The sequence below is a fragment of the Psychromarinibacter sediminicola genome (assembly GCF_029168335.1).
GTDB classification, from domain to species: domain Bacteria; phylum Pseudomonadota; class Alphaproteobacteria; order Rhodobacterales; family Rhodobacteraceae; genus Psychromarinibacter; species Psychromarinibacter sediminicola.
Map to the genome: position 1 here is coordinate 1 of NZ_JARGYC010000030.1, position 23352 is coordinate 23352.

The following is a 23352-nucleotide window of genomic DNA, read 5'->3' on the forward strand; positions in this document are numbered from 1 at the left end:
CGCGAGGCCGGCTGCTGGTTTCTGTACCTGCCGCCGTATTCGCCCGATCTGAACCCCATCGAACAGGCCTTCTCCAAGCTCAAGGCGCATCTTCGTAAGGCCGGAGCAAGGACATTTGCCGAGTTGTTCAACACACTCCGCAGGATATGCGACCTGTTCTCTCCGGTTGAATGCAGAAACTATTTCCAGGCTGCCGGATATGCGCCAGGTTAACCCCGAAAGACTCTAGTTTGAACGTACGCCAGCCGGGCAAGAGATTCCCCGTCGACCTGCCCATGAGCATGGAATAAGTTCGGCCTGCCGGACCGGTACTGGGAGATGCGGATGAAGTACTATATCGCGGGCCATCGAGGCATGGTCGGGGGCGCGATCATGCGCCGGCTACAGGCGCGGCAAGCGCGCGGCGAGGCGATGGAGATTGTCACCCGCACCCACGCCGAGCTGGACTTGACCGATCAGGCGGCCGTGCGCGGCTTTTTCGCCGAGGAGCGCCCCGACGTGGTGATACTGGCCGCCGCGCGTGTAGGTGGCATCCAGGCCAACAACAGCTACCCGGCGGATTTTGTCTACGACAATATGATGATCGCATGCAACGTGATCCACCAGGCCTTCTCCGCGGGTGTCACGCGGCTGCTGCAGCTCGGATCCTCCTGCATCTATCCCCGCCTCGCCGATCAGCCGATGCGCGAAGACGCTTTACTTACCGGCCCGCTGGAGCCCACGAACGAACCCTATGCCATCGCGAAGATCGCCGGGATCAAGCTGTGCGAGAGCTACAACCGCCAGCACGGCACGGATTTCCGCTCGGTGATGCCCACCAACCTCTACGGACCCGGGGACAATTTCCATCCCGAGAATTCCCATGTCCTGCCCGCCCTGATCCGCCGCTTCCACGAGGCGGTTCAAGATGGCCGTGCGGAGGTGACGGTCTGGGGCACCGGACGCCCGCGGCGGGAGTTCCTGCACGTGGACGACATGGCAGAGGCCTCGCTGTTCGTGCTGGAACTCGATAAGGCCACATACGACGCTAACACCGACCCGATGATCAGCCACATTAATGTGGGCTCGGGCAGCGATGTGTCCATCCTGAAATTGGCGCAGATGGTGGCAAAGGCGACCGGCTTCACGGGCCGTATTACCACGGATCCCTCAAAACCCGACGGCACGCCGCGCAAGCTGATGGATGTCTCCCGCTTGGCGCGGATGGGATGGACCGCCCGGATCGGACTGGAAGAGGGCATCGCGGAGACCTATGACTGGTTCCACCGAGCCGAGACACTGCGCGCATAAGGCGACAGCGCGGGAGAAGGTCCTTGAATTCAAACCGGTTTTCCTTTTCTGCGGCTCCAGACCGAGTTTCTTGGCGTTGCGATACCTGAAGGACTGATCCATGCGCATTTCGGTTGTCACGGCTGTCTTTAATCGGCGCGGCACGATCGGCCAGACCATTGATAGCGTCAAGGCGCAGACATACCGCGACAGAGAACACATCATCCAGGACGGCGGCTCGACCGATGGTACGGCCGATGTCGTTGCAGAAAGGAATGCGCCCGGTCTTGTTTGGCTCTCTGAGCCGGACGGTGGAATATACGATGCGATCAACCGCGGGATCCAGCGCGCGAGCGGCGACGTCATCGGCCTGATGCACTCGGACGACTTCTTTGCGCATAACGAAGTTCTCGATCACGTCGCCGAAGCCTTCGCCGAACCAGATGTCGATGGTGTTTACGGGGATTTGGACTACGTTTCTGCCGCGGAGCCCAGTCGCATCATCCGGCGCTGGCGCTCGGGGCCGTATGATCCTACTCGTCTGACCAAGGGATGGATGCCGCCGCACCCGACACTCTATCTGAAGCGGGAAGTTTTCGAGACCTACGGGCTCTACGATACGTCATATCGCATTGCGGCGGATTACGATGCGATGCTGCGATATCTCGCCAAAGGAGAAATCAAGCTCGCCTATATCCCCGAGGTCATCGTCAAGATGCGGGTGGGTGGCGAGAGCAACCGGTCGATCCCGAAGATCCTCCGTAAGAGTCGCGAGGATCTCCGTGCCCTTCGTAGCAACGGCGTAGGTGGCATTGGAACGCTTGCCCTAAAGAACTTTTCGAAGGTGAAGCAGTTCTTTTGATTGCTACAGGTCAGCGCAAAAGACCGCCTAACAAAGTCTCCAGTCACCTACTCCCGGAATGTGACCTGCTATAGCCACACATTGTGCTCAGCATGCTCCAGGTAGCGGCCCAAAACATTCACGCATTTCCAGCCACCCGCTCGCATGATCGCGGCCGTGTCGTGCCCGGCGCACAGGAGGTCCTGAGCGGCACCCACGCGCAGGGAATGGCCACTGAAGGCGTTCACGAGGCTCGCGTCGAGGCCGGCACTTCGGGCGGCCGACTTGATGACCGCCTTCACGGTCGTCGTGCTGAGCGTTCGATTGATGGGTTTCAGCTGGTAGATCGGACAGAACAGCGGCTCGATAGCAATGCCCCGCCAGCCCAGCCACGCGTCCACGAGGTCGCATGTCCGCCGGGACGTGAAGGCGATCCGTCCCTCGCCGAATGGATCGGCCTTGCCTCGCCGGATGAGCACCTTGAGGGTGCCGTCGGCACGCCACGTCAGATCGGATTGTCGTAGAGCAACGAGTTCCGACCGCCGCGCCAGGATGTCGTAGCCGATCGACAGCAAGGCGCGATTTCGCAGCCCCCACGGGGTTTCGGGCTGTACCTCCAGAAATCGATCGAGATACTCACGGGTCAGGCCCTTTGCCTGGACCGGTCGGGTATGCTTTGCTCGGCGAACGCGGCGGAGGGTCAGGTTGATGTCTTCGTCCTGGGTCGGATCTGGAAGTCGGAGCAAACGGTGGGCTTTTCGAATGGCATAGAGACGGCGCCGGACGGAGGCGGGGGCCAGTTCCGGCGCCTGCGCCTCAAGAAAGGCGCAGACGGTTCGGACCTCTGCCGGAAAGGGGGGCAGGCCGCGCTCGGAACACCAGGCCACGAAAATCTCGACGTCCGAGTAGTAGGAGCGCATGGTGGCGGGCGCATAGGCGCCCTCGAGGCGCTGGAATTCGGAACGCCAGTTCATTTGTCGGTTAACACCATCCATAGCCAATATATGAGCTATTTCAGCTCATATGGCAAGCCTTGAGCCTCACGGGCCAGCAACTTCGGGCGGCGCGGGGGGCTCTGACATGGTCTCTCGAAACGTTGGCCGCTGCATCTGGTGTCTCAGTAGCCACGCTGAAACGGTACGAAGCTGTGGATGGTCAGCCTAATTCGCGAAAGGATCATCTTCGACGTCTGAGGGAAGTATTCGAGGCTGCTGGCATCGAGTTCATTGGCACGCCGGAGGACCGCCCCGGTATTCGCATCGGGCCGCCGCCCTTGGGGCCGGAGTGAGAGCACCGGCAATTATTCCCGTCAGTCTTCGCGTGAAGCGGAAACGTCGGCAGCTGGCCTTGGCACTGACAGCGCTCGTGTCGGTTGCCTTGCTCGTCCTGACGTTGACGCCGATCGAAGGACCCCCCGGTCATCCTCATGCCGATAAGCTCTATCATTTTCTGGGCTTTGCCGTTCTGGCGCTGCCTTGTGCCGCACTGTTCCGGCGCGCCTTGCTCTGGGTCGTACTTGTGGCGGTGGCACAGGCCGGGCTGATCGAGCTCGTTCAGCCCCATATCGGGCGCGACGCCGAGTGGTTCGATTTCTGGGCCGATCTGGCCGGGATCGCGGTCGGCGCCGGCCTCGGGCTCTGGCTTCCTCGGCAATTGCCGGCCTCCAACGCTTAGGTGAGCTTGCGGCAGCGCGCTCTCCTCGAGCCGAGAGTGGCCTGCCTCCACAAGTCGTCGTCGACGAGAGCATGACCCGACCGCGACCGCCCCATTCGCGCGGTCGTAAAAAGCTCCCTTGACTCCGGCTACATGTAGCGTTATACATCCACCATCACCACAACCAAATCTTGGAGAGCGACGTGAAACCAAGAAGGGAGTGGTGTTATGTCACCCAAAGATCATGGACCCAAGGCCGAACTGCTCGCGCTGATTCCACGCGTGCAGCCTTTGCCCGGAGAAGACGGCGCGCAGCTTGAGGCGCTCAGGAAGGCCATCATGGCGCAGCTTGAGCCGACATTGCCGCTGCAAGTCGCCTTGGTCGAGCGGATTGTCGAGTGTCACTGGGATCATTTCCGGAGCCTGACGCTCACGCGGGACCTGGAGATCGCAAACCGTCGCAAGGCGGTCCTTGGGTTGCTGTCGAGCAATGGTACCACGGTCGTTCCCGAACAGGAGCACCTAGGGCTTGCCGAAGCGGCTGTCTCCGAAAACAGCGCAGCACGTAAAAGCGCCATGATAACACTCGAAGTGAAATACCGCATCTCCGAAAGCGACATACGCGCCCAAGCTTACCTCGATCATATGACCGCCATGGAGGCGATGGAACGCAGGCCGATGCGGAATGACCAACGTCTACGCGACCTGATGAAATACTATTGGGACCTCAAGCAAGCAGATACGCTCGACCAGGTGCCCGATGCCGAGGTCATGTAGGATCATGACGACTGACCGCCAGCGCGCCGCCAATCGCGCCAATGCCCGCAAGAGCACGGGGCCGAAGTCGGCCCGCGGAAAACGCGCGGCCGGGCAGAACGCCGTGAAGCACGGGCTGACCCGTCCACCCCCGCTTAACGAGGTCCTGAGATGGGTCCGGATTTACCTTGAGGATGCCACAGTGACCATGGCGGATCTGGGCGAGGACCCGCTGTCACGCGCCGTGCTTGATCTGACGCAGGCGGAAGCCCAGCTGGAGCGCGCCTATGACGCCGAGCGCCGCTCGACCGCCGAGCTTGCCAGATATGCCCGGACCGACAAGGAGCGCGATCCGCGCCGGCTTGCCGCTGACGGGGTCGATCTGGACGACCCCGCCGTGCTGACCTTTCTGCTGGGTCGTCCGCTGGAGCTTGAGGCTGGCATGTCGCACAAGGAGAAGGAGAAGGCGAAAAAGGTGCATGAGATGGACCAGGAGACGTTTCGCATTCTCCTGGCCCGGAGCCGGGGGCACCTGAAAAAGCGTGCGGACGAGCTGGAGCGGCTGCAGCGCTATATCCGGGCGGCCGAGCGGCGGAAACGAGAGGCGTTCAATGTGTGGTTTGCGGCGCGGGCCGAGGCGGCCGATCAGAATTTACAAAACGAAGCCAATTTCTAGTCAGGGTTGTATTTCGGCGAAGTGTCAGGGGGCAAGTGATTGGTGTCAAAGCAAAAAGGCGGCTCGCATGACCTCGATGCAAGGCCGCCCCGGCGACTCCAATTCCCGATAACGCCAGGCATCGGTTTCGGACAAGCGGATCACCTCCGAAAGAGGTCATTCCGAATGAGCGTTGCGCGCCAACCGGTTCGAGCGCTCCCGCGAACGGGTACCGGTTTTCAGCCGAGAAGTTGGATGACGCGAGCGCGCTGCTCTCCGGACGAGAAGTCCTTTCCCCACGACAGACCCGCCTCACGCCACGCGCGCCTGCCAGACGACCGACGCATCAGCGGACGTCGTAGTAGTCCTTCCCATAACTGCCATAGGCGCCATACTTGCCGCCATAGCCATATTTCTTCATCCCCTTCGGATCGATCTGGGACAGGACCGTTCCGGTGACCCGCAGCCCGACCGAACCGAACTCGCGCAGCCCGGCCTTGACCTGCGCCGCGGCGGTCTCGTCCCATTTGACGGTATAGAGGATCGCGTCGGCCTCGCCGCCCATGATGCGGGCGTCCGGCACGACGAGCGATGGCGGCGCGTCGATGATCACGTAGTCATATGCGGCGCGCGCGGATTCCAGGAAGTCGTGGAACCGCTGGGACGAAAACAGGTCGCCGGCATTGATCGAGGACTTCTCGCCCAGCAGCACATCGGCCCCGAGGCGGCTATCGTGCAGCACCGCCTCCGCGAGCGTCAGCGTGCCGGAGACCACCTGGACCAGGGTGCCGGGCGGCTTGCCCCGGAAGTATTGGTAAAGCGTGCGGCGCCGGATGTCGCCTTCGACGAGCAGCACGTTCTTGCCCAGGCCCGCGAGATTGTGCGCAAGCGCGATGGCCAGCGTCGTCTTGCCCTCTCCGGGGATCGAGGACGTCGACAGGATCACCTTCGGCGGGCGGTCGACATTCGACATCAGCAGCGAGGTGCGCAGGTTGCGGATCGCCTCTGCCGCCGCGGATGTCGGGTTCTTGTCCAGATAGTCGATCAGGGCCGCGCGCCGGCGGATCGGAATCCGCGGCACCTGTCCCACGACCGTGTGGGCGGTGGCCTGTTCGAGGTCCTCGGCGGTCCGGAAGCCCTTGTTCAGGAACTGGCGCAGCAGGATGACAGCGGCCCCCAGCATCAGCCCCAGAACCAGGGCCAGGGCCAGGATCATCGAGGTCCGCGGCGCCACCTGTTTACCCGGCAGGGCAGAGGCCAGCATGCGGCTGTCGGCCTGTTGCAGACCGATCTGGATCGAGGTCTCCTTCAGCCGTGTCAGGAAGGTCTCGTAAAGTACCCTGGTCGCGTCGGCATCGCGCATGAGCTGGGAGAGCTCCTGGCGTTGCCCTTCGCGCTCCTCGATCTGCGCCAGCAAATCGTCATGACGCGGCTCGAGCGATGTCAGCTGTTGCTCCGCCGCGTCGGCCCGCTCCCGCGCGTCTTCGATCAGCGTGTCGAGGCGGGCGCGGAACGCCGCAGGCTCCCCGGCCACGGCGGCGTCCAGCGCCCCCTGCAGCGTCGCGTCGCCGGCGAGCGCCGCAGCCGCTTCGAATTCGCCGGTCTCACGGAACTCTTCGAGTTGAGCCGCCCGCGCGGAGGCGGCCTCCGCCGTCTCGCGAAGCTCCGTCATGCGCTCTTCCAGATCGCGCTCCTGTAGCTTGAGCGCCTGCAACCCGGCCTGTGTCTCGAAAGCGCCGCTCGACTGAAGATCGAGGATCGCATCCTCTTGTTCCTTCAGTTCGTGCTCCAGCTCGCTGACCCGCTCGGACAGCCAGTCCACCGCGTATTCGGTGGCCGCGAACTTGGTCTCGATCTGGTCGTCGAGATAGATCTGGGCCAGCCGGTTGACCATGTTCGCGGACTTCTCGGGATCGCCGGTCGTCGCGCGGAGGCTGAAGATGTAGCTTTCTCGTTCGTTGCTCGCCGTGATCGCGGCCGAAACGTTTTCGACCGTCTTGTCGAATATCTGCCTGTCCGTCGGCGGGGCCTCTTCTGCGGCGTCCATGCCGAGCCAGGACTTGGCCAGTGAGATCACGGTCGACGGGGAAAACGCGGACGGTTCGGTCAGCGAAGGGTTGAACTCCGGGTCTTCCAGCAAATCCAGGTCCCGGACCAGTTCTTCGATCAGGGGCCGCGCCACCATGATCGACAATTCGGTGTTCAGCGCCGGCGCATCGGTCGAAACGCCCGAGACGACGCTCTCGACGTCCACGACCTGCTGGTCGCGGGCCTCGAGCACCAGGCGCGACGTCGCCGAGTACTGCGGCTCGGCGACGCCGAACGCATAATAGCCGCCCGCCGCCACGGCCAGAATCGCGAAAAGGGCAATGACCCACTTGCCGCGCCACAGCGCGCCGAACAGTTCGAGCAGGTCGATTTCGTCGTCCGCTGCCGGAACCGGGGCTTCTTCGCGCGCATGCGGGAACCGAACAACCGGGCTACTGGTGATTTCTGTCAAGACCTGCTTCCGCTGACATTGTCTTTCCTCCGGCGACATTCGCACAAAGGCTGCACGCCGGCAAGCGCCACTCGGCGATCGACGGTCCTGAATTTCCCTTGCGGAACACAACCACAGGGCGCGGGCGCCATCATGTCGCACGTCGTCGACACGGCGCTGGACACCGCATTATTCCCGATGATCCGCCAAGGCGAGTTGGCTCGTCCTTCCGACGCGGGATGCGACGGCCCGGGACGCGATGCAGGGGAGGGTTGAGTGGTGGGCTCCCCAACATCCAAACGGACACTTGCCCGCTTGTGCCGCGCGCCGGACCCACGGCATGGAACACATAAAAAAACATTGAGAAATTTTCGGACCAGCACGGAACATTTCCGGACCTGCACGTGTTCCCCGTGATCAGCATATCGTGATCCGGGAGGTACCATGCAGGCCACGCGCAGGCTCGAGCCACCGCACGTCGCCAGCCAACCCACGCAAGCAACGGACCCGACGGCGCATTCCCGCCGACACATATTCCGCCGATCGCTTGCAGTCTGCCTCGCATTGATGGCCGGCCCGGCGCTGGCCCAGCAGCCCCCCATCCTAGAGGACGGCGACCTCGCCGTCACCGGCTTTCCCGGAACGACCGCTCCGCCCAACGCCGCGTCCCTGCCGGCGGGCGAGACCCAAACAGACGAAACCTTCATCGACACAGCCGGCGCCTCGCTTCGCGTCTTCGACGTCTCGGACCCGGCCGGCGCGCCGCAGGCCCAGGTGATGAACGCGCCCATCCGCTACGAGGCCGCGGCGCGCGATATCGGACAGGTCTTCGGCGTCGCCATCGACGATGCCGACCCCGCCAATATCTACGTCTCGGCCAGCGCGGCGCATGGCCTGAACATCGTCGCCCCCGACCGCGACGGCGACGGGCGGCCCGAACGCCTGCGCAGCGGCACTGCCCGGGCACAGTGGATGCAGGGGCAATGGGGCGACCGCCTCGGCGGCGGTCCCGGCTCGGTCTACCGGATCGACGGGCGGACCGGAAACGTCTCGCTCTTCGCACAGATCGCGCCGGGCGGCCGCGCCAATAGCGGCCCGGGCCTCGGCAACATCGCCTTCGACCCGGTCCACGGCCAGTTCTACGTCTCCGACCGCGACACCGGCTTCATCCACCGGCTCGACAGGAACGGGCGCGTGCTGGGTCGGTTCGATCACGGCCAGGACGCCCGGCCGCGGCTGGGCCTCGCGCCCGTGGCGCATGACCCGTCCGACCGGATGGACATCACCTCGTCCGCCTTCGACGCCACCGACCCCGCCACCTGGGGCCGGGCGGCCGAGGGCCGTCGAGTCTGGGGCCTGACCTATCACGGCGGCCGGCTCTACTACGCCTCCGACTTCGGGCCGCAGGTCTGGTCGGTCGCCATCGCCGATGACGGCCGCTTCTCGACCGACATCCAGTGGGAACTGGACGTGTCGCCCGATCCCACGGACCACCCGATCTCAGACATCGACTTCGACGAGGCGGGGCGCATGTACCTGACCCAGCGCGGCGGCGTGACGCCCAGCTACGACTATGCCCAGCATCACGATGCCGGACAGGTCCGCGTTCTGCGCTTTTCCCGCGAAAGCCCGGACGATCCGGCCACGCCCAGCCGCTGGCAGCGGCAGCCCGAGGAATACGCCATCGGCTTCCCCGGAAACTTCCGGAACACGGCGGGCGGCATCGCCATCGGCTACGGCTACGAGGAGCAGGCCGACGGCAGCTACACCTACGGCCCCTGCGACCGCACGCTCTGGACGTCCGGCGACGCGCTCCGCGACAGCACGCAGTACCGCGCCAACCTCTCCGCCGGCGGGCCGCTGGCCGTTCACGGGCTGCAGGGCAACGAGATCGCGCTGGTCCGCCCGGCGAACGAACCGCCGTGGCAGAGCCGCTATGTGGACTATGACGGCCAGGCGGGCGATCCCGACAAGCGCGGCCATGTGGGCGACGTCGCCGTCGTTCAGGAATGCGGCACGCCCGACCTGCGCATCGAGAAGCGCTACGATCCGCAGCGCTGCGACGAAGCGGGCCGCTGCACCTTCATCGTGCGCATCGTCAACGCGGGCGAGTTCCGCTATTCCGGCCGCATCCGCTTCCGCGACACCGCCGAAGGCCATGCGCGGCTGCAGGACCCGCCGCGGAACGAGAACGGCTGGACCTGCGAGGAACCGCAACCCGGTCTTGCCGAATGCGATGGCGGCCGGCGCGAGTTGGACCCCGGCGAAGGGATCGAACTGGAACTGGTCTGGCGCCTGCCGCAGACTTGGTCGCGCCCCGTGCTGGCCAACTGCGCCGAACTGGACTGGGCCGGCATCGAACAGGACGACGTCCAGTACAACGACCGTATCTGCACCTACGTCCCGCGCTGCGAGGACGGCGACCGGTACTGCAGCCCCGACCTGGAGCTGGAGAAATTCCCGCTCGCCTGGAACTGCGACTGGCACGACAACTGCCCCTATGTTGTCCGCGTGACCAATGTCGGCGCGCGCGACTACACCGGCCCCGTCGTGTTCAGCGACACCGCCCGCACGCCGGGCACCACGCTGAGCCGCTGGCGGCCCGACCCGCCGTGGCGCTGCAGCCCCGCCGGGGCGTCGCGGTTCGACTGCCGCCATCCCTCGACCACCCTTGCTCCGGGCGAGAATGTCGAGGTGGTGCTCTGGATGGAGGGCCCGCCTCTCGATGAGGGCTACCGCCAGGTACGCAATTGCAGCACGATCGACTGGCAGACGCGCGAGCCCGACAATTACCGGGGCAACGACTATGCCTGCGCCGACATCCCGCGCTATCCGCCGGGGCACGACCAGTCGCACCCCGAATTGCAGATCGGCAAGACGGCGCTGCCCAATTGCGCGCGGCTGCCGGCCGGCGACTGGGCCTGTACCTATGTCGTCGAGGTGCAGAATGTCGGCGGCGCGCCCTACAACTTCGGCTTCCGGCTGCGCGACATCCCCTCTGGCCCCGGCGCCGCCCGCCTCGTGCGCTATGGCGGCGATCCGGGCTGGAATTGCACCACGGGCAGTCCGCGGCCGCAGACCTGCACGCATCCGGCGGAACCCGGCGGCCTGCAACCGGGCGAGTCGCTGAAGCTCGAACTCGTATGGCGCATGCCGGCCACGGCCGAAAGCGGCACCCTGGAGAACTGTGCCCGGATGCAGCACGACCGTGACGATGACGGCACGGCCGAGACGCTGCAAGCGTGCGACACCGCGGTCATCTGCACCCCGGGCGCGCCGAATTGCCCCGAGGACATCACGGTGACCAAGGTGGCGGCCCCCGGCAACTGCGCGCCGGGCGAGCTTTGCTCGTTCCGCGCGCTGATCCAGAACATCGGGACGAATGCGCGCCCCGCCGGGCTGCCGTTCACCGACACCCTGGATCTGACGCCGCAGGTCATGCGGACGGTCAGCCCGGCGGGCACCATCTCCTGTAGCCCCGGTGGCAGCAGCGGCACCCTCAATTGCCAGACGACAACCCGCATCCCGCCGGGCGATCATCTGGAGATCGACGTCGGCCCGGTCCTCGCCGAGGACACGCCGGAGGATACGGTACAGAACTGCCTGGAGGTGAACCCGGTCAACCCGGACGCGGTCGCGTCGAACAACCGCGACTGTGCCACGGCCTTTATCGCAGCGGCCGACCTGTGGCCGCGCAGCCCGTCGACGACCTGCGAGCGCGGCCACGAGTGCCACGTCTACGCCGAGATCCGCAACGACGGGGCCCGCGGCTTCAACGGCACCGTCGGCCTCCGCGGCAGTTTCTCTCCATCGCTTCCGGTGAGCCGCATCGACGGCAGCGCCAGCGGGCTGGCCTGCTCGGCCACCGGCAGCGGCTGGGAGTGCCGTGGCAGCGGTGTCTCGATCGGGGCGGGCGATGCGGCCCATGTCAGCATAGTCCTGCAGATCCCGCCGGATTTCGGCCCCGACCGCGTGCCACACAACCAGGAGCTGTTCTGGCCCGTGGCCGCAGACCAGGACCGCACGCCGTCCAACGACCGCAGCAGCTCGACGATCCGCATCGAGGGCCGCACAGCGGTCAGCCCGTCGACCCGCGACGAGGAGGATGACGGCCAGGACGACGACGGTCGCGACCGCACCGACGACGGCGACGACGGCACCGGCGACGACGGGCCGCCGCCCGGCCGGCCCGATCTCGCCGTGAGCAAGCGCGCCAATGCCGAGGCCTGCGAGGCCGGGCAGGCCTGCGGCTTCGGCATCCGCGTCAGCAATGCCGGCAATGCCCCGTGGTCCGGTCCGATCGAGCTGTCCGACACGATCTCGCCGGCGGCGCGGCTGAGCTATGCCGGCCCCGGCGGCGTGTCCTGTTCCGGCTCGGGCAGCAACTACCGCTGCACCGTGCCCGGCGGCACGCTGGCGCCCGGCGAGACGGTCAGCTTCACGATGAGCTTCGTGCCCGGCTCGGGCGGCGAGATCCGCAACTGCGTCGGCGTGGTCGGGCAGGATATGCCCGACGGCGACCGGGTGCTGGCCGTGCAGCGCGAGCTGAACGCGCGCGGCTTCCGGGCGGGTCCGGAGGACGGGCTCTTCGGGCCGCAGACCCAGCGCGGCATCCGCGCCTATCAGCGCGCCAACGGCCTGCGGGTGACCGGTCAGGTCGACGCCGCGCTGCTGTCGAGCCTGTTCGGCGGCGCCGACGCGAACCCGGCCAACGACCGCGCCTGCGCCACGGTTCCGGTCGAGGGCCTGCCGGCCTGTACCGGCGGCCGCGTCCGCACCGGCGGGGGCGACTGCGTCTGTCCCAGCGACCGGCCGCGCTGGACCGGGCAGGAATGCCTGCCGCCGCGCGAGACCGGCGACGGCGGTGACGGCGGGGGCGACGGCCAGACCGGCCCGCTCTGCACCGGCGGCACCGTGCCGCGGGGCAGCGAATGCGTCTGCCCGGACAGCGCACCGGTCTGGAACGGCCAGCGCTGCGTTCAGCAGGACGACGGCGGAACCGGGCTGAACTGCACCGGCGGCCGGGTGCCGCGCGGCGGCGAATGCGCCTGCCCGGACAACCGCCCGTTCTGGACCGGCGAGCGCTGCGCCGTCGAGCCCCAGGGCGACGGCGGCGGCATCGACCCCGGCGACGTCATCGACGAGATCCCGGAGCTTCTGGGTGACGGTAACGGTGACGGTGACGATGGCGGCGGCGGCGAGCAGGGCCAGCAGCCCTGTCCCCCGGGCCAGGTTCGCGGCGTCGAGGGGTTCTGCCGTGAGGAGAACCAGGGCGTTTCCGACCCGCCGCTCGACAATCTCGACGGCATCGACCAGTTGAACGAACTGGGCGATCCCCTCCCGGGACTCAACTGACCCGAGAGCCCAGCTCGGAGATCATACCGCCCCGGCCGGCACAAGCCTCGGCCGGGGCGGCGCCGTGACCGGCGCTCCATGGAAGATCGGAGGATGTGCGGCGCAAGCCCGTGGCCCATTCTCCGGCCGCCTCGCGCCTCCGCGCCGCTTCCAGTGCCATCCGTATCACCGGCCGATGGATCGCAACCCGCCCTTGCGGCGTTGGTCCTATGACGGAACAGCCCAGGGAGGCTCCGATGCTACTATCCTACAACGATCTTCGCAGCTACGCGATCCGGGCCGTGGACGAGCGGACCGGCAACGTGAACGACGTCTTCTTCGACGACCACACCTGGCGGGTGCGCTACCTGGTGGCGCATACCGGCTTTCTCCTGACCGGACGCGAGAGCCTGATCGGCACCGCCCGGCTCGGCGAGCCCGACGCCACCCGCATGGAAGTCCCCGTCGACCTGACCGAGGAAGAGCTGAAATCGGCGGACAGGCCGGAGGCCGACGCCCCCGTCAGCCAGCAGCCCGGCCGCACCATGGCGGATTGGGAAGCGGGCGTCTGGCCGCCGTTCCTGGTGGGCACCGGGATGGCCTATACCCCCGGTCTCGCCCACGAACAGCTGGGCCTGGCCGTCGCGGCGAAAGAGGCCGATGCCGGCGCGGAGGAGGGCCGCCAGGGCGACCCGCACCTGCGCAGCATGTCCGAGGTGTCCGGTTATACCGTGGCCGCGACGGATGGCGAGATCGGCTCGGTCAGCGATTTCCTGATCGACCCCGCGGACTGGCGGCTGCGGCATCTGGTGATCGACACCGGCACCTGGCTGCCCGGCCGCCGCGTCGTGGTGACGACCGACTGGATCGAGGGTGTAAGCTGGCCGGACCGGCACATTCACGTCGATGTCGACAAGGAGCATATCGAGAACGCGCCGCCGCTGGACACGCTCGAAGATCTGCGCCTCAGCCCGGCGCAGAACGCGATGGAGCAATACGGCGCCATCGGCTACTGGCCGATATGAGGCGCCGAGACATCGAAGCGCCGCCGCGGCGGCGCTTCGGTGAACCGATCCCGCAGGCTGGCCGCGGGCTGGCCGCGAGCGGCATTCAGACGGCGCGCGACCTCGCCCCCATGGGGCTTCACGCGCCGCCGCTCCCAGCCTTCAGGCCGCCGCCTTGGCGTTGACCGTATCCTTCGCGATCTGGGTCAGCCGGGCATCGGCGCGCTTGTCCTCTTCCAGGATCGCGACCAGCGTCTCCAGGTCCGACAGGCCCAGCTGCTTCGCCCAGTCCGCCAGCGACCCGTAGACCGCCATTTCGTAATGCAGGATCCGCTGCGTCGAGGCGATCAGCGCCGCGTCGCGCACCGACGGATCGTCGATCTGCGCCGCCCAGTCGCGCGCCTCGCCCAGGATGCGCTGCATCGAGCCGTCGGTATGCCGCTCGGTCGCGCCATGCGCTTCCAGCAGGCCCGAGACGCGCTCGCCGTGCAGCCGCGCTTCCGGCATGTCGTCGGACAGGAACGCGCGCAGGGCGGGGTCAGAGGCGCGGTCGGCCAGCTCGGGCAGTGCGCCGGCGACCTGGCCCTCGAAGGAAGACGCCTCCTGCAATTCGCTGAGATATAGGGCCGTGAGGTCCTTGATCTGCATCTCTCGTTCCTTTCCTCGGGTGTTCGCTGCGTCGCCGGTCGGGCGCGCATCGCTGTCCGCGCCCCCGGCTCGGGACCAACGGTCGCGGCGCGCAGATGTTCCGGACCGGCCGTCGGTGTCGACGGCGGCGTAACAGGCGGGAACGCTTGGCCGCCGGGACTCGTTTGCTCCGTAACAGGCCGCTCCTTCGGATCGGCCGGAACGACCCGAGGAGAGACAGAATGGCGAAACAGCACGATCCCGACCCGTCCGGCAAAAAGCTCGTCTGCGTGGTGGGGACGGACGAGTTCCACCAGCGGATGATCTCCCGCGTGCCGGAGGCGAAGGACTGGCAGGTGGAACAGGTGCTGCACCGCACCGAGGTTCAGCCCCACCGCGGAACGTTCACCTTCGATGGTCTTTACGACCGGGCCCGCGAGATCATCGACGGGTTCGACCGGCCCCCCGACGCCATCGTCGGCCATCTCGATTTCCCCGTCACCGCGCTCGTCAGCCTGCTGTGCCGCGACTACGGCCTGCCCGGCGCCTCGCCCGAGGCCGTCGCGCGGTGCGAGCACAAGTTCTGGATGCGCAAGTGCCAGCGCGAGGTGCTGCCCGACGACACGCCCGAGGTCCGCGCCGTGAACCCCTTCGCGCCCGGGACCGGGGACGCGCCGCCCTTGCCCTATCCGTTCTGGCTGAAACCGGTGAAGGGGCATTCCTCGATGCTGGGCTTCCGCGTGCGCGAGCCCTCGGAATACGGCCGCGCGCTGCATGCCTGCCGGCAGGCGATCCACCGCTACGGCGAGCCGTTCAACGAGTTCCTGAACCACCTCAACGACACCGCCGTCCCGCCCGAGGCGAACGGCAACCACGCCGTCGCCGAGGAACTGATCGCGGCCGACCAGATGTTCACCATCGAGGGCTTCGTGAAGGACGGCGAGGTGATCGCCTACGGCGTGATCGAGACCCGCCGCACCGGCCGGCACATGTCCAGCCTGTCGAGCTATCACTACCCCGCCGAGCTGCCCGAGGAGGTGGTCGAGGCGGCCCGCGCGCAGACCGCGAAGGTGCTGGACAAGATCGGCTTCGATGACGGGCCGTTCAACGTCGAGTTCTTCCGCGACCCCGACAGCGGCGCGCTGAACCTCCTGGAGATCAACGCGCGGATGTCCAAGTCGCATTCGCCGCTGTTCCAGATGGTCGACGGCTGCACGCATCACCGGCAGGTCATCCAGCTGGCGCTCGGCGAAGAGCCGAAGATGCCGGCCCGCGAAGGCAAGAGCCGCATGGCCGCGAAATACATGGTCCGCACGCACGAGGCGAACGGCATCGTCCGCCGGGTGCCGCAGCAGGACGACATCGACAAGCTGCGCGACCTGCTGCCCGACATGATGGCGCAGGTGCTGGTCGAGGAGGGCCAGAGCCTGGCCGACCTGTCGGACCAGGACAGCTATTCCTTCGAGCTGATGGACATCTTCCTCGGCGGCGACGACGCCGAGTTCATCCAGGACGCCCACGACCGCTGCCGCGACTCGCTGATCTTCCTGATCCAGCCGATGCCGCGGGACCGCGTACGCTAGAGACATTCCCCGAGCCCATGGAGGCGCGATGAAGACCGTGACCGAATTCCCGCACGAGATCGTCGAAGAGGAGAACGTGTTCATCCCGGTGACCGACGGGCTGCACCTGTCGGCCCGCATCTGGCGGCCCAAGGGGTCGGAGGAGGCGCCGGTGCCGGCGGTCCTGGAATACATTCCCTACCGCAAGCGCTTCGGCACCGCCGTCCGCGACGAACGCACCCATCCCTACCTGGCCGGCCACGGCTATGCCTGCATCCGCCTCGACATCCGCGGCAGCGGCGAGAGCGACGGCGTGCTGACCGACGAATACCTGCAAAGCGAGCTGGACGACGGCGTCGCCGCGCTGCACTGGATCGCCGATCAGCCCTGGTGCGACGGCAATATCGGCATGATGGGCATCTCCTGGGGCGGCTTCAACGGGTTGCAGATCGCCGCGATGCAGCCCGAGCCGCTGAAGGCCGTGGTGACGATGTCCTCGACCGACGATCGCTATTCCGACGACATTCACCACATGGGCGGCTGCCTGCTGGGCGACAACCTGAGCTGGTCGTCGGTCATGTTCTCCTACAACACGATGCCGCCCGATCCCGCGTTGGTCGGTGACCGCTGGCGCGACATGTGGCTGGAGCGGCTGGACGGCTCCGGTCTCTGGCTGAAGACCTGGCTGCAGCACCAGCGGCGCGACGCCTACTGGCGCCACGGGTCGGTGCGCGAGGACTACTCGGCGATCAAGGTGCCGGTCTACGCGATCAGCGGCTGGGCCGACGGCTATACCAACTCGGTCTTCCGGCTGATGGAGAACCTGGACGTGCCGCGCAAGGGGCTGGTCGGGCCCTGGGGCCACATCTACCCGCATTTCGGCCGCCCCGGTCCCGCCATCGACTTCCTGTCCGAGCTTCTGCGCTGGTGGGACCGCTGGCTGAAGGGCATCGACACCGGGATCGAGGACGACCCGATGATCTGCGCCTGGATGCAGGACAGCGCGCCGCCGAACCCGGAATACGACTATCGCCCCGGCCGCTGGGTGGGCGAGGACGACTGGCCCGCGCCCCGCGTGACGCCCCAGCGCTTCGTGATCGCCGAGGGCCGGACCCTGCGGCCCGAAGGCGAACGCCCCTCGCACAAGGAGGGGCAGGTGGAGCTCGACGTGCAGTCGCCGGTCACGCTGGGCCTGCATTCGGGCAAGTGGTGTTCCTACGCCAACGGCCCGGACCTGGCGGACGACCAGCGCTCCGACGACGGCGGCGCGCTGGTGTTCCAGACCGAGCCGCTGGAGGAGGACATCGAGCTTCTGGGCCGGCCGGAGGTGGAGTTGGAACTCGCCAGCGACCGTCCCGTGGCGATGGTCGCGGTCCGGCTTTCGGACATGCGCCCCGACCACCAGGTGACGCGGATCACCTACGGGATGCAGAACCTCACCCATCACGAGAGCCGCGAAGACCCCGAGGAACTGGAGCCCGGCCGCTTCTACCGGGTCCGCGTGCCGCTCTGCTACATCGCGCAGCGGGTGCCGAAGGGGCATCGCGTGCGCCTGTCGGTCTCCACCGTCTACTGGCCGCTCGCCTGGACCCCGCCGGAGCCGGTGCGCCTGACCATCCGCACCGAGAAGAGCACCCTGACCCTGCCGTGCCGCGCGGCGGTGGCCGAAGAGACCATCCCCGATTTCGGCACGCCGGTGCAGTCGCCGGGCCCCGCGCTGACCACGGTGCAGCCGCCCGAGCACGAATGGCTGATCCGCCAGGATCTCGGCCGCCGCTGGACCGAGCTCTACGTCACCGACGACCGCGGCGTGATGCGGCTCGACGATATCGGCCTGACCGTGGGCGCGCATGCCGTCGAAAGCTACGGCGCGCGGCCGGGCGATTTCACCTCCGCCACCGGCGAGACCGAGTGGATCCGCACCCTGGAACGCGACGACTGGCGGATCGAGACGCGCACCCGCACGCGGCTGACCTCGGACCGCGAGAACTTCTACCTGACCGCCGAACTCGACGCCTGGGAGGGCGACGCGCGCGTCCGGTCGCTGAGCTGGAACGAGACGATCCCGCGCGACATGCTCTGACCCCCGCACGCGGACGTGTGGACGTGAGGGAACGGGGCGCCGGGGCCGCGCGTTGACCCGGGGAACGACGGAAAGGACGCTCCGTTGACCCGGACATCCGACATCGACCGGCTCCGGAGCCCCGACGGCCACTGGATCGGGCCGGAGAAGCTTCAGGAAATCCTCGCCGAAGGCGGCTATTCCGCCGGGCAGCGCGAGCAGTTCCTGAAGGCCGTGCTGACCGAGCTGACCCGCCGGGACGCGGAGAGGCCGGGCGGCGACCGCGCGGCGCTGCTGGAAGAGGTCCGCACCATCCTGTCGAACGAGCAGGGCAAGACCGACCAGACCCCGATCTCCGACGACACGCTCTAGGCGCGTCGAGCCGCAGCCGGGGACTCCAGCACCACCGATTTCCAAAAAAAAGGCGTCTCGCCACCACGGCTCCATGCTCGTGGCCGTGCGGCCAAGGATGCGTGCTGACGCGAATGATGCGCCGCGGCGGTCACAGTGGGGGTAGGGGACAACTCGAACGCCGCCGCGACGCGACGGGCGCCGCCTTGCCGGCGGCACCCTGTCTCCGGCCCGCCCCGCGAGGCGGGCCTATTTTCTCTCTACCGGCCGCGCCGGGCGCAGCCGGCCCGAACCGGCCACCGGCGGCGTCAGGCGGAGATATCCTCCAGCGCCACGCCGGCGGCCGAAGGGTCGCCGTTGCTGGACAGATCGCCCAGCGACACGATGCCGACGAGCCGCTTGTCGCGGTCGACCACGGGCATCCGGCGCACCTGGTTGTCGCCCATGTTGCGGGCGACCTCGGCCACCTCCTGGTCGTCGAAGCAATACAGCACGTCGCCGGTCATCACCTCGGCCACCGCGCTGTCGCCGCCCTTGCCGGCGGCCAGCCCGTTCACGACGATGTCGCGGTCGGTGACGGTGCCGGTGAGCGTGTCGCCTTCGCCGACCGGCAGGAACCCGGTCTCCATGCGCCGCATGATCTCGGCCACCTCGCCCAGGGTCTTCTGCGGGGTGACGGTCAGGGCGTGCTTGCTCATGACGTCCTTGACTTGCATCCTTTCCTCCTTTGTCCGTTCGGCGGGCGGCGCAGGGGCCGTCCGCGTCGATCTCCCCCGGGGAACAGCCCGGCGCCCGGAATGTTCCTGTATGTTCCTGCGCGGCGGCCACACAGGAACATGCGGGGCGCAGACCGCGTTTCGGTCATGCCACCGGGAGGAACGGATCCCCGCATGACCGTGCGAGACGACATCGTCGACCTCATACCCGCCTTGCGCGCCTATGCCTGGGCGCTGACGCGGCGCCACGAGGATGTCGACGACCTGGTGCAGGACACGCTTCTGAAGGCCATCGCCAAGATCGACAGCTATCAGCCGGGCACCAACCTGCGGGCCTGGCTGATCACGATCATGCGCAACACCTTCCGCAACGACATCGCCCGGTCCAAGCGGTCGCGGACCGGCGAGGAGGATTGCGTCTCGACGACGCTGACGACGCCCGCGACGCAGGAATGGACCGTGCGCGGGGGCGAGATGATGCAGGCCGTGGCGCGGCTGCCGCTGCATTACCGCGAGATGCTCATCACGGTGGTGATGCTGGGCGAGAGCTACGAGTCCGCGGCCGAGATATTCGGGGTGCGGATCGGCACGGTGAAAAGCCGGGTGAACCGCGCCCGCGCGATGGTCGCCGAGGATCTGCAGGCGCGCGCGCCGAACGACCCGCTGGGCGCGGCGGCGGAGGACGGCGCCTCGGCCGCCGGGACCGGCTGAGCGTCAGCCGGTCTCGTCGCGCTGCCGCAGGAGATCCTGCAGCCGCCGGGCGAGGTCGGTCAGCCCCTCGGGCGTCGCCTCGGCCCGGATGCCGTCGAGCCACAGGCGAAGGTCGTCGTCCAGCGGGCTATCCTGCGGGTCTTGTCTGAGGCTGTCTCTCATCTCGGCGTCCAACACGACGGATACTGCGGAAGATACTGCGGAAGATACTGCGGACACGGCCGGCCGGATCGCCCGCGCCGATCTCCGCGACCTGTCCGAAGCCTAGTCCCGGGGGCCCGGCCGACCAGAGGCCGGCGCCCTCAGGGGCACCGGCGGGGACAATCGTGTTGTGTCATTGCATCGGCGGCCTGGGCGGCGCCGGTGTCGGGCCCCCGGGCGCCGGCGTCACTCGATGACGGCACAGGCGATGCGGTCGCCCGCGGCGCCGGAGGGCTGGCTCTCGTAGTCGTCCGGCCCCCCATGGAGCACCAGCGCGCGGCCCGAGACGTTGTCCGCCGCGTCGCCGAAGAAGGCATAGGGGGTGAAGACCTGCGCCTTCAGGGTGCCGTCGGCGGCCACGTACTGGTTCGGCATGTCGCCGGAATGCGGCCCGCCGGGGACGAGAAAGCCGTGCTCGGTATCGGAGACCGAGAAATGGCCGCCGGCCGAGCGGAACCCGTCCTCGGGATCGCATTCGCCGGTCTCGTGGATGTGAAAGCCGTGCCAGGTCTCGGGCGGCAGGTCGTGCAGGTCCAGCTCGATCAGCAGGCCCACCGGCGTGCCGGTGAGCGTGGCGGTGCCGATCTCGGCGCCGTCGGCCGCGACGAACGCGATCTCGTGGCCGTCGACCTGCGGCGTGTCCTGCGCGGCGGCGGCCGAGATCAGGCCGGCCCCCAGCCCGGTTGCGAGCATCAGCCCGCCCAGAAGCGGCCAGGGGCGCGCGGCGGGGCGGGCCATGGCGACGGCGCGGGAGGCCTCGGGGCGGGGCGGCGTGGTGTCGGTGTGGGTCATGCGAAGTCCTTTTCGGGGTATGGGTTTGGCTTACGGGAAAGGGCGGGGCGACCCGGGGCCGCCCCGGTCGGCGGTCAGGGCCGTCCCGTCGGCTCGGCCGGTTGGACGCGCAGGTTGTTCTGCACGTGGACGACGCCGGAGACGTCGTCGGCGCAGTCCTCGGCCCGGCGCTTGGCGGCGCGCGAGTCGACCGTGCCGTCCAGCGTGATCTCGCGGTCCTTGACGGTGACGGCGATTTCGGTGGCGTCGACCAGGCGGTCGTCGGTCAGCCGGTCGTTCACGTCCTCCTCGATCCGCGCGTCCGAGCGGACATAGCCCTTGGGCCCGCGGCCGCGATGGTCGGCCTCGCGCCGGGCCTCGGCGGCCTCGTCGCCGAACCACGAGGCGATCTCGTCGCCGGCCCGGTCCAGCATGTCCCGCTCCTCGCGGTCGCGCGGCATCCAGTCGCCGCCGCCCCAGGGGCGCATCCGGTCGCGGCGCCAGTCGGCGCCCGGCGGCATATAGGGGCCATAGCCGGCCTCGGGATAGGGCGGCGGCAGGAACGGCCAGCCATAGCCCGCGCCGAACACGCCGCCGCGGCCATAGCCGAACGGTCCCCACCAATCGAAATCCTCCTCGCGCCGCTCGCGGTCGCGGTGCCGCGGGTGCTGGCGCCGCTCGAGTTCGGCGCGCGCCTCGCGTTCCGTCATTTGGTCAAAGCGTCTGGCCATGTCGGTCCTCCAATCCGGCCGGCCTCCGCCCATCGCGGGGCCGGCGCATTCGAAGACGGAGAACAGGCGCGTCCGGCGTTTTGTTCCCGCCGCCGGGGCCACGGACCCTGGCCGCAGGAGGTCCGATGCGCGTCAGCCCGCAAGGGCTTCCTCGCCGCGTGGCCGGGCATGAGCGGTAGGCGGTGGCCGGGCAGACCGCGCCCAGACCCCGCCCCGGGCGCTCGTGAAAGGGGGGGACCACGGCGCGGCGCAGCCGTGGTATCATCGCGCCGGATTCGGGCCCCAGTCTCGGATGCCAGTCTCGGGCGCCTGTCCGGGCCGTCCGAGCAAAGCAGTTACCGCTATCAATATAGATATCAACACCTTAGACCCCCGTCCAACCTCGGACACTCCGCACCGCCCCCATCCGAAAGGACCCCGCCATGCCGCAGCCGTCCCCCGTCATCGTCCTCCTCGGCACCAGCAAGGGCGCCTTCCTCGTCTCCGGCAAGGCCGACCGCTCCGGCTGGTCCGTCTCCGGCCCGCATTGCGAGGGCTGGCCCATCAACCACGTCATCGGCGACCCCGAGACCGGCACCCTCTGGGCCGGCGGCGGCGGCGAGTTCACCGGGGCCGGGGTCTGGCGCTCCGACGACGGCGGCGAGAACTGGACCAAGACCCGCCTGACCCGCGGCATGATGGACGACTGGGCCGCCGGCGATCCCGACTTCGCCCAAATGATCGGCTGGACCGACGCGTCCTTGCCCTTCGCCGATGCGTTCCAGCAGGTCTGGAGCCTGAACCATGCCCACGGCACGCTCTACGCCGGCACCAAGCCCGCCCGGCTCCTGGCCAGCCGCGACGGCGGGGAGACGTTCGAGCATCTCGACGGGCTGGCCAACCATCCTTCGGCCGACAGCTGGAACCCCGGCGCCGCCGGGCTGACGCTCCACACCATCGTGCCGCATCCCGCGAACCCGCAGGCGATGTGGGTCGGCATCTCCGCCGCCGGGGTCTTCGCCACCGAGGACGGCGGCGCCACCTGGGAGCGCCGCAACCGCCTGTCCAACGCCGAAGCCTGCGAGGGCCATTCCCACCCCGCCGCGCCGGCCGACGGCGAGACGGGCCATTGCGTCCACAACATGATGCGCGCGCCGGGCGCGGCCGATGTGCTCTACCAGCAGAACCACCACGGGGTCTGGCGCTCCGCCGATGGCGGGCGGTCCTGGGACGAGATCACCGCCGGCCTGCCGTCCACCTTCGGCTTCCCGATCCGGGTACATCCACGCGACCCCCAGACGGTCTGGACCGTGCCGCTGAACGGCGACATGGCGGGCCGCTTCCCGCCGGACGCGGCCTGCGCCGTGTACCGCTCGCGCGACGGCGGCGAGAGCTGGGAGGCCTGCCGCGAGGGGCTGCCGCAGGAGGGCTGCTTTTTCACCGTGCTGCGGCAGGCGATGGCCGGCGACGGCCGCGACCCGGCGGGGGTGTATTTCGGCACCAATTCCGGCTCGGTCTTCGCCAGCTTCGACGAGGGCGACAGCTGGGACGAGATCGCTCGCCACCTGCCCACGATCCTGTCGGTGGAGGTGATGGACCGGGCCTGACCCGCACCGGGCGTCTCCCGGCCCATGCCTGCCGCGACGGCCG

The 23352-nt window shown here is 67.9% G+C and carries 21 protein-coding genes; 14 read left to right on the forward strand and 7 right to left on the reverse strand.

The window, feature by feature from the left end; genetic code table 11:
* The 3 genes from P1J78_RS12475 to P1J78_RS12485 form a co-directional block, all read left to right on the forward strand.
* Positions 1 to 213: transposase (locus P1J78_RS12475; RefSeq protein ID WP_275567696.1), on the forward strand; the 213-nt coding region annotated here is incomplete at its 5' end.
* Between the two features lie 105 nt (positions 214 to 318).
* Positions 319 to 1290 (forward strand): GDP-L-fucose synthase, encoded by a 972-nt coding sequence (fcl, locus tag P1J78_RS12480; RefSeq protein ID WP_275567697.1) that lies wholly within the window; start codon positions 319 to 321, stop codon positions 1288 to 1290.
* A 100-nt stretch (positions 1291 to 1390) separates the two neighbouring features.
* Positions 1391 to 2131: a glycosyltransferase family 2 protein gene (locus tag P1J78_RS12485; RefSeq protein WP_275567698.1), complete on the forward strand. Its 741-nt coding sequence runs from the start codon at positions 1391 to 1393 to the stop codon at positions 2129 to 2131.
* Positions 2132 to 2199: 68 nt separating this feature from the next.
* On the opposite strand, the gene P1J78_RS12490 is transcribed toward P1J78_RS12485, so the two are convergent.
* Positions 2200 to 3084 (reverse strand): tyrosine-type recombinase/integrase, encoded by an 885-nt coding sequence (locus P1J78_RS12490; protein ID WP_275567699.1) that lies wholly within the window; start codon positions 3082 to 3084, stop codon positions 2200 to 2202.
* A gap of 59 nt (positions 3085 to 3143) precedes the next feature.
* Here P1J78_RS12490 and P1J78_RS25440 point away from each other — a divergent pair, with 59 nt between their 5' ends.
* The 4 genes from P1J78_RS25440 to P1J78_RS12505 all read left to right on the forward strand — a co-directional run bounded on the left by P1J78_RS25440 (position 3144) and on the right by P1J78_RS12505 (position 5195).
* Positions 3144 to 3398 (forward strand): helix-turn-helix domain-containing protein, encoded by a 255-nt coding sequence (locus P1J78_RS25440; protein ID WP_374213265.1) that lies wholly within the window; start codon positions 3144 to 3146, stop codon positions 3396 to 3398.
* A 59-nt stretch (positions 3399 to 3457) separates the two neighbouring features.
* Entirely contained in the window at positions 3458 to 3784 is a 327-nt protein-coding gene (locus P1J78_RS12495) for a VanZ family protein (protein ID WP_275567700.1), read from the forward strand.
* A 207-nt stretch (positions 3785 to 3991) separates the two neighbouring features.
* Positions 3992 to 4540, forward strand: coding sequence for a hypothetical protein (locus P1J78_RS12500; RefSeq protein WP_275567701.1), 549 nt, complete (start codon positions 3992 to 3994; stop codon positions 4538 to 4540).
* A 4-nt stretch (positions 4541 to 4544) separates the two neighbouring features.
* The gene (locus P1J78_RS12505) at positions 4545 to 5195 is read left to right on the forward strand and encodes a hypothetical protein (protein ID WP_275567702.1); all 651 of its coding nucleotides are present in this window, start codon (positions 4545 to 4547) and stop codon (positions 5193 to 5195) included.
* Positions 5196 to 5520: 325 nt separating this feature from the next.
* Here P1J78_RS12505 and P1J78_RS12510 read toward each other — a convergent pair whose 3' ends face one another.
* Entirely contained in the window at positions 5521 to 7713 is a 2193-nt protein-coding gene (locus P1J78_RS12510; protein WP_275567703.1) for a GumC family protein, read from the reverse strand.
* 507 nt (positions 7714 to 8220) lie between these two features.
* On the opposite strand from P1J78_RS12510, the gene P1J78_RS12515 reads away from it, so the two are divergent.
* The gene (locus P1J78_RS12515) at positions 8221 to 13008 is read left to right on the forward strand and encodes a peptidoglycan-binding protein (protein WP_275567704.1); all 4788 of its coding nucleotides are present in this window, start codon (positions 8221 to 8223) and stop codon (positions 13006 to 13008) included.
* Between the two features lie 236 nt (positions 13009 to 13244).
* The gene (locus tag P1J78_RS12520; protein ID WP_275567705.1) at positions 13245 to 14012 is read left to right on the forward strand and encodes a PRC-barrel domain-containing protein; all 768 of its coding nucleotides are present in this window, start codon (positions 13245 to 13247) and stop codon (positions 14010 to 14012) included.
* Between the two features lie 141 nt (positions 14013 to 14153).
* Here P1J78_RS12520 and P1J78_RS12525 read toward each other — a convergent pair whose 3' ends face one another.
* Entirely contained in the window at positions 14154 to 14639 is a 486-nt protein-coding gene (locus tag P1J78_RS12525) for a YciE/YciF ferroxidase family protein (protein ID WP_275567706.1), read from the reverse strand.
* Positions 14640 to 14860: 221 nt separating this feature from the next.
* On the opposite strand from P1J78_RS12525, the gene P1J78_RS12530 reads away from it, so the two are divergent.
* The 3 genes from P1J78_RS12530 to P1J78_RS12540 all read left to right on the forward strand — a co-directional run bounded on the left by P1J78_RS12530 (position 14861) and on the right by P1J78_RS12540 (position 18614).
* Positions 14861 to 16201, forward strand: a complete 1341-nt coding sequence (locus P1J78_RS12530) for an ATP-grasp domain-containing protein (RefSeq protein ID WP_275567707.1) — start codon at positions 14861 to 14863, stop codon at positions 16199 to 16201.
* Between the two features lie 28 nt (positions 16202 to 16229).
* Positions 16230 to 18263, forward strand: a complete 2034-nt coding sequence (locus P1J78_RS12535; protein WP_275567708.1) for a CocE/NonD family hydrolase — start codon at positions 16230 to 16232, stop codon at positions 18261 to 18263.
* Positions 18264 to 18347: 84 nt separating this feature from the next.
* Entirely contained in the window at positions 18348 to 18614 is a 267-nt protein-coding gene (locus P1J78_RS12540; RefSeq protein WP_275567709.1) for a hypothetical protein, read from the forward strand.
* 287 nt (positions 18615 to 18901) lie between these two features.
* On the opposite strand, the gene P1J78_RS12545 is transcribed toward P1J78_RS12540, so the two are convergent.
* Positions 18902 to 19309: a CBS domain-containing protein gene (locus P1J78_RS12545; RefSeq protein ID WP_275567710.1), complete on the reverse strand. Its 408-nt coding sequence runs from the start codon at positions 19307 to 19309 to the stop codon at positions 18902 to 18904.
* Positions 19310 to 19483: 174 nt separating this feature from the next.
* Here P1J78_RS12545 and P1J78_RS12550 point away from each other — a divergent pair, with 174 nt between their 5' ends.
* Positions 19484 to 20020: a sigma-70 family RNA polymerase sigma factor gene (locus tag P1J78_RS12550; protein ID WP_275567711.1), complete on the forward strand. Its 537-nt coding sequence runs from the start codon at positions 19484 to 19486 to the stop codon at positions 20018 to 20020.
* Between the two features lie 3 nt (positions 20021 to 20023).
* Here the strand turns inward: P1J78_RS12550 and P1J78_RS12555 are convergent, their stop codons facing one another.
* From P1J78_RS12555 to P1J78_RS12565, 3 genes are all read right to left on the reverse strand, one after another.
* Positions 20024 to 20182: a hypothetical protein gene (locus P1J78_RS12555; RefSeq protein WP_275567712.1), complete on the reverse strand. Its 159-nt coding sequence runs from the start codon at positions 20180 to 20182 to the stop codon at positions 20024 to 20026.
* A 225-nt stretch (positions 20183 to 20407) separates the two neighbouring features.
* Positions 20408 to 21013, reverse strand: coding sequence for a superoxide dismutase family protein (locus P1J78_RS12560; RefSeq protein ID WP_275567713.1), 606 nt, complete (start codon positions 21011 to 21013; stop codon positions 20408 to 20410).
* Positions 21014 to 21087: 74 nt separating this feature from the next.
* On the reverse strand, positions 21088 to 21723 hold the full coding sequence (locus P1J78_RS12565; RefSeq protein WP_275567714.1) for a BON domain-containing protein: 636 nt from the start codon (positions 21721 to 21723) through the stop codon (positions 21088 to 21090).
* A gap of 422 nt (positions 21724 to 22145) precedes the next feature.
* Here P1J78_RS12565 and P1J78_RS12570 point away from each other — a divergent pair, with 422 nt between their 5' ends.
* On the forward strand, positions 22146 to 23309 hold the full coding sequence (locus P1J78_RS12570; RefSeq protein WP_275567715.1) for a beta propeller repeat protein: 1164 nt from the start codon (positions 22146 to 22148) through the stop codon (positions 23307 to 23309).
* The last annotated feature ends 43 nt before the right edge of the window (positions 23310 to 23352 follow it).

Coding starts and splice junctions, on each gene's coding strand:
- fcl (WP_275567697.1), top strand. CDS start 319: ATGCGGATGAAGTACTATATCGCGGGCCATCGAGGCATGGTCGGGGGC.
- P1J78_RS12485 (WP_275567698.1), top strand. CDS start 1,391: ATGCGCATTTCGGTTGTCACGGCTGTCTTTAATCGGCGCGGCACGATC.
- P1J78_RS12490 (WP_275567699.1), bottom strand. CDS start 3,084: ATGAACTGGCGTTCCGAATTCCAGCGCCTCGAGGGCGCCTATGCGCCC.
- P1J78_RS12500 (WP_275567701.1), top strand. CDS start 3,992: ATGTCACCCAAAGATCATGGACCCAAGGCCGAACTGCTCGCGCTGATT.
- P1J78_RS12505 (WP_275567702.1), top strand. CDS start 4,545: ATGACGACTGACCGCCAGCGCGCCGCCAATCGCGCCAATGCCCGCAAG.
- P1J78_RS12510 (WP_275567703.1), bottom strand. CDS start 7,713: ATGTCGCCGGAGGAAAGACAATGTCAGCGGAAGCAGGTCTTGACAGAA.
- P1J78_RS12515 (WP_275567704.1), top strand. CDS start 8,221: ATGGCCGGCCCGGCGCTGGCCCAGCAGCCCCCCATCCTAGAGGACGGC.
- P1J78_RS12520 (WP_275567705.1), top strand. CDS start 13,245: ATGCTACTATCCTACAACGATCTTCGCAGCTACGCGATCCGGGCCGTG.
- P1J78_RS12525 (WP_275567706.1), bottom strand. CDS start 14,639: ATGCAGATCAAGGACCTCACGGCCCTATATCTCAGCGAATTGCAGGAG.
- P1J78_RS12530 (WP_275567707.1), top strand. CDS start 14,861: ATGGCGAAACAGCACGATCCCGACCCGTCCGGCAAAAAGCTCGTCTGC.
- P1J78_RS12535 (WP_275567708.1), top strand. CDS start 16,230: ATGAAGACCGTGACCGAATTCCCGCACGAGATCGTCGAAGAGGAGAAC.
- P1J78_RS12545 (WP_275567710.1), bottom strand. CDS start 19,309: ATGCAAGTCAAGGACGTCATGAGCAAGCACGCCCTGACCGTCACCCCG.
- P1J78_RS12550 (WP_275567711.1), top strand. CDS start 19,484: ATGACCGTGCGAGACGACATCGTCGACCTCATACCCGCCTTGCGCGCC.
- P1J78_RS12555 (WP_275567712.1), bottom strand. CDS start 20,182: ATGAGAGACAGCCTCAGACAAGACCCGCAGGATAGCCCGCTGGACGAC.
- P1J78_RS12560 (WP_275567713.1), bottom strand. CDS start 21,013: ATGACCCACACCGACACCACGCCGCCCCGCCCCGAGGCCTCCCGCGCC.
- P1J78_RS12565 (WP_275567714.1), bottom strand. CDS start 21,723: ATGGCCAGACGCTTTGACCAAATGACGGAACGCGAGGCGCGCGCCGAA.
- P1J78_RS12570 (WP_275567715.1), top strand. CDS start 22,146: ATGCCGCAGCCGTCCCCCGTCATCGTCCTCCTCGGCACCAGCAAGGGC.